14 protein-coding genes are annotated in these 13,476 nt (G+C 63.1%); 4 read left to right on the plus strand and 10 right to left on the minus strand.

Translation table 11 applies throughout. The annotated features are described in order from the left end of the window. Nucleotides 1–16: 16 nt before the first annotated feature. Complete coding sequence (locus C8J33_RS12015; RefSeq protein ID WP_132664348.1) at nucleotides 17–1,435, minus strand: leucyl aminopeptidase family protein; 1,419 nt, start codon at nucleotides 1,433–1,435, stop codon at nucleotides 17–19. Nucleotides 1,436–1,616: 181 nt separating this feature from the next. Between C8J33_RS12015 and C8J33_RS12020 the strand changes: the two genes are divergently transcribed. Beyond that, nucleotides 1,617–2,468: a tetratricopeptide repeat protein gene (locus C8J33_RS12020; RefSeq protein ID WP_132664349.1), complete on the plus strand. Its 852-nt coding sequence runs from the start codon at nucleotides 1,617–1,619 to the stop codon at nucleotides 2,466–2,468. Between the two features lie 81 nt (nucleotides 2,469–2,549). On the opposite strand, the gene C8J33_RS12025 is transcribed toward C8J33_RS12020, so the two are convergent. The 9 genes from C8J33_RS12025 to C8J33_RS12065 form a co-directional block, all read right to left on the minus strand. Then, nucleotides 2,550–3,518: a type II secretion system F family protein gene (locus C8J33_RS12025; RefSeq protein ID WP_110800501.1), complete on the minus strand. Its 969-nt coding sequence runs from the start codon at nucleotides 3,516–3,518 to the stop codon at nucleotides 2,550–2,552. A 12-nt stretch (nucleotides 3,519–3,530) separates the two neighbouring features. Further along, the gene (locus C8J33_RS12030) at nucleotides 3,531–4,541 is read right to left on the minus strand and encodes a type II secretion system F family protein (protein WP_110800502.1); all 1,011 of its coding nucleotides are present in this window, start codon (nucleotides 4,539–4,541) and stop codon (nucleotides 3,531–3,533) included. Between the two features lie 4 nt (nucleotides 4,542–4,545). Further along, a complete protein-coding gene (locus C8J33_RS12035) occupies nucleotides 4,546–6,006 on the minus strand; it encodes a CpaF family protein (protein WP_110800503.1) in 1,461 nt (486 codons plus the stop codon). Between the two features lie 45 nt (nucleotides 6,007–6,051). Then, nucleotides 6,052–7,341, minus strand: coding sequence for an AAA family ATPase (locus tag C8J33_RS12040; protein WP_132664350.1), 1,290 nt, complete (start codon nucleotides 7,339–7,341; stop codon nucleotides 6,052–6,054). 27 nt (nucleotides 7,342–7,368) lie between these two features. After that, entirely contained in the window at nucleotides 7,369–8,070 is a 702-nt protein-coding gene (locus C8J33_RS12045) for a CpaD family pilus assembly protein (RefSeq protein ID WP_422038117.1), read from the minus strand. A 57-nt stretch (nucleotides 8,071–8,127) separates the two neighbouring features. Next, nucleotides 8,128–9,681: a type II and III secretion system protein family protein gene (locus tag C8J33_RS12050; protein ID WP_132445387.1), complete on the minus strand. Its 1,554-nt coding sequence runs from the start codon at nucleotides 9,679–9,681 to the stop codon at nucleotides 8,128–8,130. 23 nt (nucleotides 9,682–9,704) lie between these two features. Further along, entirely contained in the window at nucleotides 9,705–10,517 is an 813-nt protein-coding gene (cpaB, locus tag C8J33_RS12055; RefSeq protein ID WP_132445384.1) for a Flp pilus assembly protein CpaB, read from the minus strand. Nucleotides 10,518–10,651: 134 nt separating this feature from the next. Then, nucleotides 10,652–11,164: an A24 family peptidase gene (locus C8J33_RS12060; protein ID WP_132664352.1), complete on the minus strand. Its 513-nt coding sequence runs from the start codon at nucleotides 11,162–11,164 to the stop codon at nucleotides 10,652–10,654. 142 nt (nucleotides 11,165–11,306) lie between these two features. After that, nucleotides 11,307–11,489, minus strand: coding sequence for a Flp family type IVb pilin (locus C8J33_RS12065; protein ID WP_132664353.1), 183 nt, complete (start codon nucleotides 11,487–11,489; stop codon nucleotides 11,307–11,309). Nucleotides 11,490–11,793: 304 nt separating this feature from the next. Here C8J33_RS12065 and C8J33_RS12070 point away from each other — a divergent pair, with 304 nt between their 5' ends. The 3 genes from C8J33_RS12070 (at nucleotide 11,794) to C8J33_RS12080 (ending at nucleotide 13,452) form a co-directional block, all read left to right on the plus strand. Continuing rightward, nucleotides 11,794–12,165 (plus strand): pilus assembly protein N-terminal domain-containing protein, encoded by a 372-nt coding sequence (locus C8J33_RS12070; RefSeq protein ID WP_132664546.1) that lies wholly within the window; start codon nucleotides 11,794–11,796, stop codon nucleotides 12,163–12,165. Nucleotides 12,166–12,251: 86 nt separating this feature from the next. Further along, nucleotides 12,252–12,854, plus strand: coding sequence for a TadE/TadG family type IV pilus assembly protein (locus C8J33_RS12075; RefSeq protein WP_132664354.1), 603 nt, complete (start codon nucleotides 12,252–12,254; stop codon nucleotides 12,852–12,854). Nucleotide 12,855: 1 nt separating this feature from the next. Beyond that, nucleotides 12,856–13,452, plus strand: a complete 597-nt coding sequence (locus C8J33_RS12080) for a TadE/TadG family type IV pilus assembly protein (RefSeq protein ID WP_132664355.1) — start codon at nucleotides 12,856–12,858, stop codon at nucleotides 13,450–13,452. The last annotated feature ends 24 nt before the right edge of the window (nucleotides 13,453–13,476 follow it).

Below are 13,476 nucleotides of genomic sequence, written 5' to 3' on the forward strand. Positions count from 1 at the left end.
TGTCCGGAGAGGCTTTTCAGAGATCCCGCGCGATGATGTCGTAGAGCGCGCGGATGCCCTGCGCCTCGCCGCCGACCGGGGCATGCGGACGCTCAGTCGGGTTCCAGCCATAGACGTCGAGATGGACCCAGCCGCTCGTGTCGGCCACGAAACGCTTGAGAAACAAAGCGGCGGTGATCGCGCCGGCCATGCCGCCGGAGGGGGCGTTGGTGAGGTCGGCGATGCGGGTCGTCACATCTTTTTCGTATCCCTTGAACAGCGGCAGCCGCCAGAGCGGATCATGGGTGGAGACGCTGGCGCGAGACAGGTCTGCGGCGAGCGCCTCGTCATCGGTGAAGAACGGCGGCAGATCGGGACCGAGCGCGACACGTGCAGCGCCGGTGAGCGTCGCCATGTCGATCAGCAAATCGCTCTTGCTTTCGCTGGCATAGGCGAGCGCATCGGCGAGGATCAGCCGCCCTTCCGCATCCGTATTGTCGATCTGCACGGTCAGACCCTTGCGGGACCGGTAGATATCACCCGGGCGGAAAGCATTGCCGGCTATGGAGTTCTCGACGACCGGAACCAGCACGCGCAGCGAGACGTCGAGACCGGCATCCATGATCATCAAGGCGAGACCCATGACGTTGGCGGCACCGCCCATATCCTTCTTCATCAGCAGCATGGAGGCGGCCGGCTTGATATCGAGGCCGCCGGTGTCGAAGCAGACGCCCTTGCCGACGAGGGTGATCCGTTTGGCGCCCGAGCCCCAGCGCATCTCCAGAAGGCGCGGCGCCTGCTCGGCCGCCCGGCCGACCGTGTGGATCAGCGGGAAATTCTGCTTGAGCAGGTCCTCGCCGAGGATCGTCGTCACCGTCGCGCCGTAATGCCTGCCGAGCGCCTGGAAGGCCGCTTCCAGCGCGTCCGGCCCGAGATCGTTGGTGGGTGTGTTGATGAGGTCGCGGACGAGCGTGATGCCTGCCACGGTGCGCTCGAGCGCGGCGCGGTCGATGCCATCGTCGAGATGGAGCAGCGGACGTTCGCCCGTTTTCGGCTTGTAGCGGTCGAACCGATAGGCGCCGAGCGCAAAGCCTAGGGCCGCCTGTTCGGCGGGCAGGCTCTCGGAGACGATCCGCCAGCGACCAGGCGGCAGGGAGCGGGCGAGCTTGCCGGTGGCAAACGGTGCATCGAGCGGCTGGGTGCCGAGACCGAAGAGGGCGCCGCCGAGCCCATCTGCCGCACCGGCGCCGCCGGGGCTGGACGGCACGAGGAGGAGCGCGCCGCTCTCGGCGGTAAAGCCGGCCTGCCGCGCCCAGTTCCGCAGGAAGGGATCGAGCGTCTCGTTCAGGAGATCGCCGGGCGTCAGAGCATAAACCGGCAAGGACGATCCCGAGGACGTCGACCCCTCCCCCGGCGTGAAGGGTGACGGACGGTGATCAAGGGAAAAGGGCGGCATGGGATCTCCTGAAGGCAAGGAACGGCAGCGGCTTCCGGCCATCTTGCGCCGATGGGGGCGGGTCGGCCGGATGACGTGATTAACACTCTGTTAGGGTTAACAGATTATTGATGATCGCACGATTTGCGCCGTGAAAGTTGATGCGTGCCGGTGCTTCCCCCTTCTGTCCGGGAGCTTTGCCATGGTGGCACCACGTTACCAGCCTCATCCGCGGCGCGCGTTCCGCGCATCCGTCCATCTGTCCCTGTCCGCTATCATCATTTCAGGCCTTCTCGCCGGCTGCGCCTCCCCGCGCAAGGAACTCACCACCGGTTCGATCCCAACGACCGCCTCGGCCGGTTCGGCTTCCATGAATGCCGGGCAGTTGAACGCCGCCGCGCAGAGCCTGGGGAAAGCCTATGAGAAGAACCCTAAGGATCGCACGGTCGGCCTGAACTACGCCAATGTGCTGCGCATGACCGGGCGCAACGATCAGGCCCTTGCCGTCATGCAGCAGGTGGCGATCCAGTATCCCGCAGACCGGGAAGTGCTGGCCGCCTACGGCAAGTCGCAGGCGGCGGCCGGCCAGCTCGACCAGGCGCTTGTGACCGTCGGCCGCGCGCAGACGCCCGACCGGCCGGACTGGAAACTGAAATCGGCGGAAGGTGCCATTCTCGACCAGCTCGGCCGTTCGCCGGAAGCCCGCCAGCGCTACCGCGAGGCTCTGGACATCCAGCCGAACGAGCCGTCCGTCCTGTCCAATCTCGGCATGTCCTATCTCCTGTCGAAGGACCTGAAGACGGCGGAGACCTATCTGCGCAAGGCGAGCGAACAGCCGGGCGCCGACAGCGGCGTCCGCCAGAACCTGGCGCTCGCTATCGGCCTGCAGGGCCGCTTTGCCGAAGCCGAGGCCATCGCCCGCCAGGAGCTGTCGCCCCAGCAGGCCGAGGCGAACGTCGCCTATCTCCGCTCGATCCTGTCGCAGCAGAACGCCTGGCAGAAGCTTACGAAAGACGGCAAGCCGGCCAAGGCGACGGATACCGGAACGAACTGAGCCTTTTCAACGCAAATGCCCCGCATCCTGGCTGGATGCGGGGCATTTCTCGTTTGGAGCATCGGCCGGGGAAACCCCCGTCTACATGCGATCGGCCACCTGAATACCGGCGGGGCCGAGGATGACGGCGATCAGGACCGGCAGGAAGAACAGGATCATCGGAACGGTCAGCTTCGGCGGCAGGGCGGCAGCCTTCTTCTCCGCCTGGTTCATGCGCTGGTCGCGGCTTTCCTGCGCCAGAACACGCAGCGCCTGGGCGATCGGCGTTCCGTAGCGATCCGCCTGGATCAGCGCCTGCGTCACCGCCTTCACATCTTCGATGCCGGTTCGCAGGCCGAGATTTTCGAGCGCGATGCGGCGATCGGGCAGGAAGGACAGTTCGGCCGTCGTCAGCACCATCTCCTCGGCAAGGGCCGGCGACTGCCCGGCGATCTCGTCGGCGACGCGGCGCATGCCGAGTTCCATGGAGATACCGGATTCCACGCAGATGAGCAGAAGGTCCAGCGCATCGGGCCAGGCGCGGCGGATGGAGGACTGCCGCTTGCCGATCGCATTGCTGATGATGATGTTGGGCAGGTAGAAGCCGACATAAGCCGCCACGATGACGCCGAAAAGGCGCATCGTAAACGGCCTGTCGGCAAAGGCGCCGATGCCGAAGACATAGATGGCAGCCAGACCGAGGAAGATGAACGGCAGGACGAAGCGCGCGAAGAGGAAGATGTTGAGCGCGTTCTGCGACCGGTAGCCGGCCATCTTCAGCCGGTTGACGGTCTTGTCGTCCACCAGCGCCTTGCGCAGGTTCAACCGCTCGACGACCTGCAGCACGGAGGTGTTGTTCTTCGCCCGCAGCGACGCGCGTCCGATGATCTCGTTGTTCAGCCGCGCCCGTTCGCGCGCGCGGATCTGCTCGCGCTCGGACGCGACGGACTTCATGCGCTTCTGCAGATTGTCGCCTTCGAGGAAGGGGGCTGCCAGCGTGTAGATCGTGGCCATGACGGCGATGGAGACGAGGACCGCCACGATGGTCGCCGGGGTTAACAAGTCCAGCATGACGCCAAATCCCTACATATCGAAGTTGATCATCTGCCGCATGACGAAGATGCCCATGCTCATCCAGATGGCGGAAATCCCCATGATCAGGTGACCGCGCGGATCGGTGAACAGCACCATTATGTAGTCGGGCGAACTGAGGTAGACGAGCAGCGTGACGATGAAGGGCAGCGCCCCGATGATGCAGGCCGATGCCTTGGCTTCCATCGACAGGGCCTGGACCTTCGCCTTCATCTTGCGGCGCTCGCGCAGCACCTTGGCAAGGTTGCTCAAGGCTTCCGACAGATTGCCGCCCGCCTGCCCCTGGATGGTGATGACGACCGAGAAGAAGTTGACCTCCTGCAGCGGCACCGTCTGGATCATCCGCGTGCAGGCCTCCGGCACGGTCATGCCAACGCCCTGCGCATCGATGACCCGGCGGAACTCGGTTTTTACCGGCTCCTGCCCGTCGCTGGCGATAAGGCGAATCGCGTCGCTGAGCGGCAGGCCCGACTTGATGGAGCGCACCATAACCTCGAGCGAATTGGGAAACTCCTCGATGAATTTCTTGCAGCGCCGGTTGACCAGGAAGCCGACGATCCAACGGGGCAGACCGAGCGAGGCGAAGATCATGATGCCCAAGGCGATCAGGAACGACCCACCGACGATCAGCGCCACGAGAAACGCGACGAAGCCGAGAATGCCGCTGAAGACGTAGAACTGCGTGATCGAGATCGACAGGCCTGCCTGGGTCAGGCGCACCTTGATGGGTGGCTTGGCGCGCGCCGATTTTTCCTTCTGCTTCTTCTGCAGGTCTTTCAGCGAGTCCTGAACCGATTTCCGGCGCTTGGAAAGCTCGTTCATGCGGTCGCGGGCGGCCTTGATGTTGACCCGGTCCGTCTCGGCGGCCTTGATCTTGCGAAAGCGGGCATTCGCATTCTTTTCGTCCTGAATGCGCGAGAACAGGAAGCCGTAGCCGAGGCCCGCCGTCGAGATGGCGGCGAGAACGGCGATGGCGATGATCAAGGGATCGAGACCGAACATCGCCCTACTCCTTGTTCATGGTGTCGAGCGTGGCAGCGAGACGCTTGTCCTCGTTGAAATAGCGGGCGCGATCCCAGAAATGCGGGCGGCCGATGCCCGAACCCTTGTGACGGCCGACGATCTTGCCGACGGCGTCCTCGCCCTCGATGTCGTAGCGCATCAGGTCCTGCGTGATGATGACGTCGCCTTCCATGCCGACCACTTCGGTGATGTGGGTGATGCGGCGCGAGCCGTCGCGCAGGCGGGCGGCCTGGATGATGATGTCGATCGAGCCTGAGATGATCTCGCGCACGGTCTTGGCAGGCAGCGTGTAGCCGCCCATGGCGATCATCGATTCCATGCGGGCGAGGCATTCGCGCGGCGTGTTGGCGTGGATCGTGCCCATGGAACCGTCATGGCCGGTGTTCATGGCCTGCAGGAGGTCGAACACTTCGGCACCGCGGACTTCGCCGACGATGATGCGTTCGGGCCGCATGCGCAGGCAGTTCTTGATGAGATCGCGCATGGTGATCTCGCCTTCGCCCTCGATATTGGGCGGGCGGGTTTCGAGACGCACGACGTGCGGCTGCTGCAGCTGGAGTTCGGCCGTGTCTTCGCAGGTGATGACGCGTTCGTTGGCATCGATATAGGCGGTCAGGCAATTGAGGAGCGTCGTCTTGCCCGAGCCCGTTCCGCCGGAGATGACGACGTTGCAGCGGACCCGGCCGATGATCTGGAGCAGGACGGCGCCTTCCGGCGTGATCGCCCCGAAGCGCACGAGCTGGTCGAGCTTCAGCTTGTCCTTCTTGAACTTGCGGATCGTCAGCGCGGCGCCATCGATGGCGAGCGGCGGCGCGATGACGTTGACGCGCGAGCCGTCCGGCAGGCGCGCGTCGCAGATGGGCGAGCTTTCATCGACGCGCCGGCCGACCTGGGACACGATGCGCTGGCAGATCGACAGGAGCTGGGCATTGTCGCGGAAGCGGACGTCGCTCTCGATCGTCTTGCCATCGACTTCGATGAAGGTCTGCCCGGCGCCGTTGACCATGATGTCGGCGATGTCGTCGCGGGCCAAGAGCGGCTCCAGCGGCCCGTAGCCGAGAACGTCGTTGCAGATATCCTCGAGCAGTTCCTCCTGCTCGGAGATCGACATGGCGAAGTTCTTGATCGTGATGATATCGTTGACGATATCGCGGATCTCTTCGCGCGCGCTTTCCCCATCGAGCTTGGCGAGCTGCGACAGGTCGATCGTATCGATCAGCGCCGAGAAGACCTGCGCCTTGGTGTCGTAATAGTCTTCCGTGCGGGGTGCGCGCTTGCGCGCTGCCGGTGGTGCCGGCTGGCGAACGAGGGCCGCCGCATCGCGGGTGCTTTCCGCAATCAGAGGAGCCGTGGGCCGCTCCATCACGGCCACGGCAGGCGAGGCCATAACAGGCGGCGGACTGGCTATCCGGCCGGTGCTATCGTTTCCGCGTTTACCAAACATGGCTGTCCACCTGATCCCGTCTCATCGTCGCGTTCCCTCCCCGGCTCAACTGCGGCCGAGAAGACCGAGCACCATGCCGAGACCCGCCTTCTTGGGCTTCTTGGCCGTCACTCGGCCCGTCAGCAGATGTGCCAGCTGGGAGAAGATTTCGGCTGTCGGGGCCTTCTTGTCGGTCTCGCCGATCATGCGCCCGCTGTTTGCCGCCGTGCCGAACAGTGCCGCATCGAAGGGAATGATCGCCGCCGCCTCGATTTCCAGCGACTCGCAGAAGTCGGCGACGGAAATCTCGGGGCGCTTCGGCATGCCGACCTGGTTGAGAACGAGATGCGGCGCCTTGTCGTTGGGGCGCAGCTTGCGGATGCTGTCGAACAGGTTCTTGGCGTTGCGAAGATTGGCAAGGTCGGGAACGGCGGTGATGACGAGCTCGTCCGCCTCGCCGACGATGTTGCGCGTCCACTCGTTCCACGTATGCGGCACGTCGAGGACGGAGACCGGCGCATTGCGCTGGAGGATTTCGGCCAGCGCCTGAAAGGCGTTTCCGTCGAAATCATAGGCGCGGTCGAGCATGGACGGGGCGGCCAGCAGCGAGAGATGCTCGGAGCATTTTGTCAGAAGCCGGTCGAGGAAGACCTCGTCGAGGCGTTCCGGCGAGAAGACGGCCTCGGCCACGCCCTGGGGCGGGTCCTGGTCGAAATTGATGTTGGCGGTGCCATAGGGCAGATCGAGATCGGCAAGCACCGTCTCGGTCGCAAAGAAATGGGAAATACCCCAGGCGTAATTGTGCGCCAGCGTGGAGGAGCCGACGCCGCCCTTGGCACCGATGAAGGCGATGTTGCGACCGAGCGGCTCGGCCTCGGGATCGACGAAGATCGAGGAGATCGCGCCCATCAGGTCGGACATGGCGACGGGCGCCACCATATATTCGGAGATGCCGTTGCGGATCAGCTCGCGATAGAGGCCGATATCGTTGTAGCGGCCGATGAGGATGACCTTGGTGGTGGGATCGCAGACCTGCGCGAGCGGGGCGAGTTCCTGCATGAGGACGCCGGGCTCGGAGGATGTTTCCAGAATGATGAGGTTCGGTGTCGGCATGGTGGCGAACATGTTGGCGGCTGTCGCCACATTGCCGCTGTTGATGCGGAAGCCGACCTTCGCCATGCGCCGGTCCTGCCCGCAGCGCTCCAGACTGCGCTGCACGGCCTCGGTCTCGCAGAAGGCGTGGATGGAGATGCGGGGCAGCGGGCGCAGGTGCTCGATGTCCTGCGGCAGGACGACGTCGGCCTGTACCGGCGCCTCGCCGCTCAGGCTCTCGATCTTGTAATCAATGGCGCTCATGTGATGCCCCGCGACGCGTCTGCTGCGTCAGTTGGTCGTGATGGAGATCGTGGTGTCCGGGGCTGAATTGAGACCCCTGTAGTCGTCGATGACCTGGCCGCGTCGCGCCGCATCGATCGGCGATTGCGCCTGGGGCCCCAGCAGATCCGTGGGATTGGCGATCTGGGCTGCAAGGTTCGACTGGCTGGCGCAGCCGAAATTGCTCCAGTTGCGGTTCTCCGTCGTGTTGCTGACGAGATCCTCCGGCCAGGATCCGCAAGGGCCGGTCGAGGCGGTGATCGCGGTGAAGCTCAGGCGCACGGGCGCGGCATCGCCGCTGCCGGCCGCATCATAACGGCTTTCGAGAAGCCGGTTTGCCGGAACGCCGGTCTGGACCAGGATCGCGCGAATATCCCGGCGCACAGCCTCGACCGCGGCGCCATTGCGGGAGCCGCTCGGCAGCATGATCTGGACCACGCCGTTGGCCGAGCCACGATAGGTCTGGGCGAAGCCCTTGATGACCTCGCGCGTGCCGACGGGAAGCCGGCGATCGCTGGAGGCGATGGGGATGTCGATCGCGCGCTCGCTTTCGCCGACGATGATCGGATGCCGGGTGCGATAATCGTCGGGAATGCCCCCCGTCGACAGGTCGTCGCGCTTGGCGCAGGCCGCAAGGCTCGCCGCAATGCCGAGGCTGAGGAGAGCGATGCGGGCAATGCGGGATGGGCCGATGCGGGACGGAAACGGCATGGCCGAACGCCTTTCGAACTGGGGGAGAGCACTCAGTGATGTCATGTCCGTCCCCGCCTATTTGTAAATGAAGCCGACATTGCCGTGATACTGCCCGACCGGCTGGGCGCCACGGTTGCCGTAGATGCGATTGACTTCGCCGAGGAAGAAGCCGGGGAGATCGGCGGACGGGTTGAAGTTGTCGTCCGGCCGGGAGATCTGGTTGCGGGCGACGGGACGCACGAGGTAGGGCGTCGCGATGATGACCAGTTCGGTTTCGTTGCGCAGGAAATCGCGCGAGCGGAACAGCGTGCCGAAAATCGGAACCTTGGCAAGGCCCGGCACGCCCGAGATGGCTTGGCGAACGTTGTCCTGCACGAGCCCGCCAATGACGATCGAGCCGCCGGAGGGCAGTTCGACACTGGTCGAGGCCTCGCGCTTGCGAATCGACATATAGGTCTGGCCGGGAATGCCCCTGAAGCTGCCGCTGACGACGCTGCCCTCGAAAGTCGGTTCGGAAACGTTTGTCTCGATATCCAGCGCAATCCGGCCCGGCCCGAGGACGACAGGCTTGAAGTTCAGCTCGACGCCATATTCGACGCTCTTGACCTCACGCGTGAGGACCGGCTTCATTTGGCCGGTGACCTCGTCTTTCTCTTCCGTCACTGCCTGACCGGAAGGGAGGCGATATTCGCCGCCGACGAAGAACTTCGCGCTCTTTCCCGAAATGGCGGTCAGGCTCGGCTCGGCCAGAGTCCGCATGACTCCGGCCTGCTCCATGGCATTGATGGAACTGACAAAGGACATGGTGCCGCTGCCGATCTGGCCGGTTGCCAGCGACGAAGCTGTGTTGATGGCGTTGCCAAGGTTGGCCGGGTTGTTGAAGGTGATGCCGTTGCCGCTGGACTCGCTGCCGACGGAACCCGAGAAGCCAAGCTGCTTGAGGATCTGGCGCGAAACCTCGGCAACCGTGACCTTCAACATCACCTGGTCTTCGCCGTCGATGGTCAGGAGATTGACGATCTTCGACTTCTGACGGTCTTCGGCGTAGATGTCGGCATCGCCGTTCGTGCCCTGCGCGGTGATGTTGCGGGTCGTCGCCTCGCCGCCCTGGAGGAAGGCCTGCGCCAGTTCCACGACGCGCGTGGAGTCGAGCGGCGTGCGGACCGAGCCGGTGAGCACGATGTTGTCCGAGACGATCTCGACGTTGATATCGGAGTCCGGCAGGTAGCGGCGAAGATTGGACTGGAGCGTCGAGACATCGCGCTCGATTTCGAGATCGAGGCTGACGATTTCCTCACCACCGGCGCCGAAGATGAAGATGTTGGTCTGACCGACGGACTTGCCGAAGAGATAGATGCGGCGGGATGTGCGCGTGACGGCATCGGCGAGCGAGGGATCGGCGACGAGGATGTCATGGGCATCGGTTGGCAGGTCGATGACGACGGCCTTGTTGAGGCCGAGCTTGATGGTCTTCTTGACGCCGGGACCGCTGTCGACGATGCGCACGAGCGCGCTGTCGGCGGCCTGTGCGACACCCGTAAAGCCCGGCAGGACCGGTACGGCCGTGACAGCCAGCGCCACGGCAAGAGCGCCGGCCAGCGGCGCGCGCAGCGTTTTGCCCAACGTCATGGGGATCTTTCCTCGGCGCGCGATCATTGCATCGCTCCCGTCTTGGTCTCGCCGTCGGAGGAGACGATGGAGCCGGACTTGATCAGCTGGACGGCCGGACGGCTGCCGCCGGAGAGGAGGTAGTCGGCAGCGATCGTGTCGGGTTCCTGCGCGTCGGCAATCGAGCGCAGAGCGAGCGACAGGCGATCGGCCATCTGCTGGGCGACGGCGAGGACCTTGGCCTGGTCGGGCGTCAGCTCCAACGTCGCGGTGGTCGCGAGAACGGTCTTGGAGCCATCGTCCTTTTCCTCGATCTGCTGATCGACCGCGAGGATACGGACGTTGCTGAGCACGGTTTCCGTGTTGAACGTCTTGCCCTCGCCCTTGCGGACCATGATCACATCGACGCGGTCGTTGGGCAGGATGAAGCCGCCGGCACCGGTGGCAACGGTGATCTCGGTCGACACGGCGCGTTTGCCGGCCGGCAGGATAGAGGAGAGGATCTGGCCGGAGGCATCGGCGATCTTTTCGGCACGAACCGGTTCGCCATTGAGAAGCGGCAGGCGAACCACGGACCCCTGCAGCTGCGTGGCCGCATCCGGGCGGGCCTCGTCCGTGATGAAGCCATCGACGATCCCGGCCTTCGGCCAGGCCATCCACCGGATGGCATCGGCACTGAGGCGCGCGCCGACTGGCAGGCTCTTGGCCATGACGAGGACGTTGACGGTCGGCTCACGCTCGATGACCGGCTCTGCCGTCTCGACGACGGTCGGCCCGGTGATGCTCATCGCCAGCAGGCCGGCAAGGCCGGCCGAGACGACCGCAACCGCCAAAATAAAAACGCGCGCCGGCTTCATCTGATGGACCGAACCCTTCCTTGATCACGCTGGGATCACTTGGGAAAAGGCTACGGCGTAAAGGTATAATTAAGGTTAACGAAAACGAACCGACTATGCTTAACAGGAGGTTAAGTCAGGGCATCGATTGCGCTTCAGCGCATATGCGCCAGAGCGAGCTGCATCAGGGGGGATTCCTGAAAGGTCAGGAAGGCACCGCAGCCGATGGCGACGCCGTAGGGCACCTTGGAGCCCTGAAAGAGTTGTGCTGGGACCGGAATGCGGTAGGCGAGGATGAAGTTCTCCTGGGTTCGCAACACGAGAATTGCGAGAACAAGCACGCCTCCGAGGAAGGAAACGGCCACGAGGAAGGTGAGAAGGCTCACGTTCCAGCCGAACCAGACGGCGCTGGCGGTCAGCAGCTTGGCATCACCGCCGCCCATGACGTTGAGGGCAAAGAGCCCAAAGCAGACGGCGAAGACGGTAAGGCCGGCGGTGAGATGGAGACCGATCTGGGTCATGTCGAGGCCGGCTAACGGCGCGATCACGACGAAGGCGCCGAGCAGGATGGCGGAAACCCGGTTGGGAATCGTCATCGAGAGAAAGTCGGAACAGGCAGCAAAAGCAAGACACAAGGGGAAAATGACGAAAATTGCAGCCTGAACCATATCTCGCTCCAGGAGCTATTTGACATTCAACCCCGCGAAGCAAGGGATACCAGCAATTACTCTTGTCTTCGCAAGGAAAATAAGAAATGGCCGCCTCCGTAGACTGCCACTTCTGAAGACACCGATGAAAAGTGAGATCGTCTTATTTGATTGTCGACTCAGTGCCAAGCTTCTTAGCAATGTTGCCGAATGCCGTGTTGATCTGACCGCCGAGGGTCGTTGCACCGGCAACGATCGCCAGAGCGATCAGCGATGCGATCAGGCCGTATTCGATGGCGGTAGCGCCGGACTCGTCCTTGAGAAAACGCGCGAAAACTGCGGTCATGTCATTTCTCCTGCTTCAATGTTTCGTGTTCAGCACTGCCGCCGACATGTCTCTGCCGGCCGGTTGCAATGAACTTACCCAGCACGCATTTCGATCGACTTAAGGAAGAGCGTTACCAAAAAATGAACGAATTTGGACAAATGAAGGGGATGCCGCCCATCCAGGGACCTTCCGTCCCTGGCCTTAATTCTTCATTCACCAAAACCACGGATGGTGCCTCATCGGCATCACCGGATCCTGCAACGTCATGGCCTTTCCCTCGCTTTCCCGCGTCTCTTCATTTGCACATACGCACATCAGAACGATGCTCGGCGCGACCCTGTGCCTTGCTGCGGGTGCCATGACGCCGGGTTTTGCGATCGCGCAGGATGCCGCGCTGATGAACGTCTATCTCAACCATGCCCGGGTTCTCAAACTCGACCGCAGCGTCAGCCGGGTGATCATCGGCAGCGCCGAGATCGCCGATGCCACCGTTGCCGACGCGCAGACCATCGTTCTCACCGGCAAGGCCGTGGGCACGACCAACATCGTCATTCTCGATGAGAACGACAATCCGATCGTCGATCAGCGCATCCTCGTCTCGACGGACGAAGGCAATACCCTACGGGTCTATCGCTCGACGGCCCGCGCGGTCCTCACCTGCACGCCAAGCTGCGAAGAGCATACGAAGAAGTAGACGCCTGTCGCTCTTCGCCATCGCGACGTTACGAAGTCGAAACGCTTTCTCGATAAGCTGCCATTCCCGGGAACATGGCAGGCACGATGGCGCTCACGAGACGAGACGACGGACAGGATGGCGTGAAGGCATCGGCACGCCAGACGCTTGCCAGCCGCTTTGCGCGCGATCGCAAGGGCGCGGCCGCGATCGAATTCGCCATTCTCGTCATTCCCTTCCTTATGGTCATCTTCGCTTCGATCGAAACCTTCGTCGCGTTTACCGGCGAACAGATCCTCGCCAATGCCACCCAGACCATGGCCCGCAAGATCCGCACCGGCCTGCTGCCGGCGACGATGAACCAGAGCGAGTTCCGGACAGCCTTCTGCAACGAGCTCACGGCCATGCTGAGCTGCTCTGCCAGCGAAGTGGGAACGCCTGCCAAGCTGCTGATCGACGTTCGCAGCTATACGAGCTTCAGCGATATTCCGATCGCCATTCCACGCAAGGGCACCGATCTCGACGTCACCGGCTTCAAATATGCGCCCGGAGGGCCCGGATCGATCAACCTGATCCGTGCCTATTACCGCTGGACCGTCGTGACCGATCTCGTGCGCCCCTACATCACCAATCTGCGCCCGGCCGGCAGTTCTATGCCGAACGATTATCTCATGGCGACGACGGCAGCCTTCATGAACGAGAAATTCTGAGATGACCGGTGCAAATCGCAACACCAGCCCGCGTTCACCTCTCGTTTTGCTGTTTCGCCACTTGGCGCGCGATCGGCGGGGAACGAGCGGCATCGAATTCGCTCTCATCGCACCGATACTCCTGATGATCTATCTCGGCGCGTTCGAGCTGTCCGTCGGCTTCAACATGTCGCAGAAAGTCTCGCAGGCAACCGGCACCGTGGCCGACATCCTCAGTCAGAAGACGGAGGTCACGCCCACGGAACTCGACGGCATGAAGAACGTGGCGCTGAGCATCATGGCGCCGTTCTCCATCAGCAAATACACGCTGAAGGTCTCCGGCATTCGCGTCACCGCGCCGGGAGTCGGGGTCGTCGCATGGTCGCGCGACGAAAAGGGCGGCACGCCCTATGCCGTCAACGCGACCGTTTCCGTTCCCTCGGACCTCACCGTCCTCAATACCTTCGTCGTCCGCTCGGAATTCACCGTTCCCTATGAACTCATGCTGTTCACGCCGCCGGGTATGAAGGACAATTCGCTGTCTATCATGAACCTTTCGGAAAACTACTATTATCGCCAGCGCGTCGGCCTCGGGATCAGCTGCTCGCTCTGCAGGTAAGCGCCACCCCGTATGCTGCGCACC

The sequence above is a fragment of the Rhizobium sp. PP-CC-3G-465 genome (assembly GCF_004343445.1).
Classification (GTDB): domain Bacteria; phylum Pseudomonadota; class Alphaproteobacteria; order Rhizobiales; family Rhizobiaceae; genus Ferranicluibacter; species Ferranicluibacter rubi.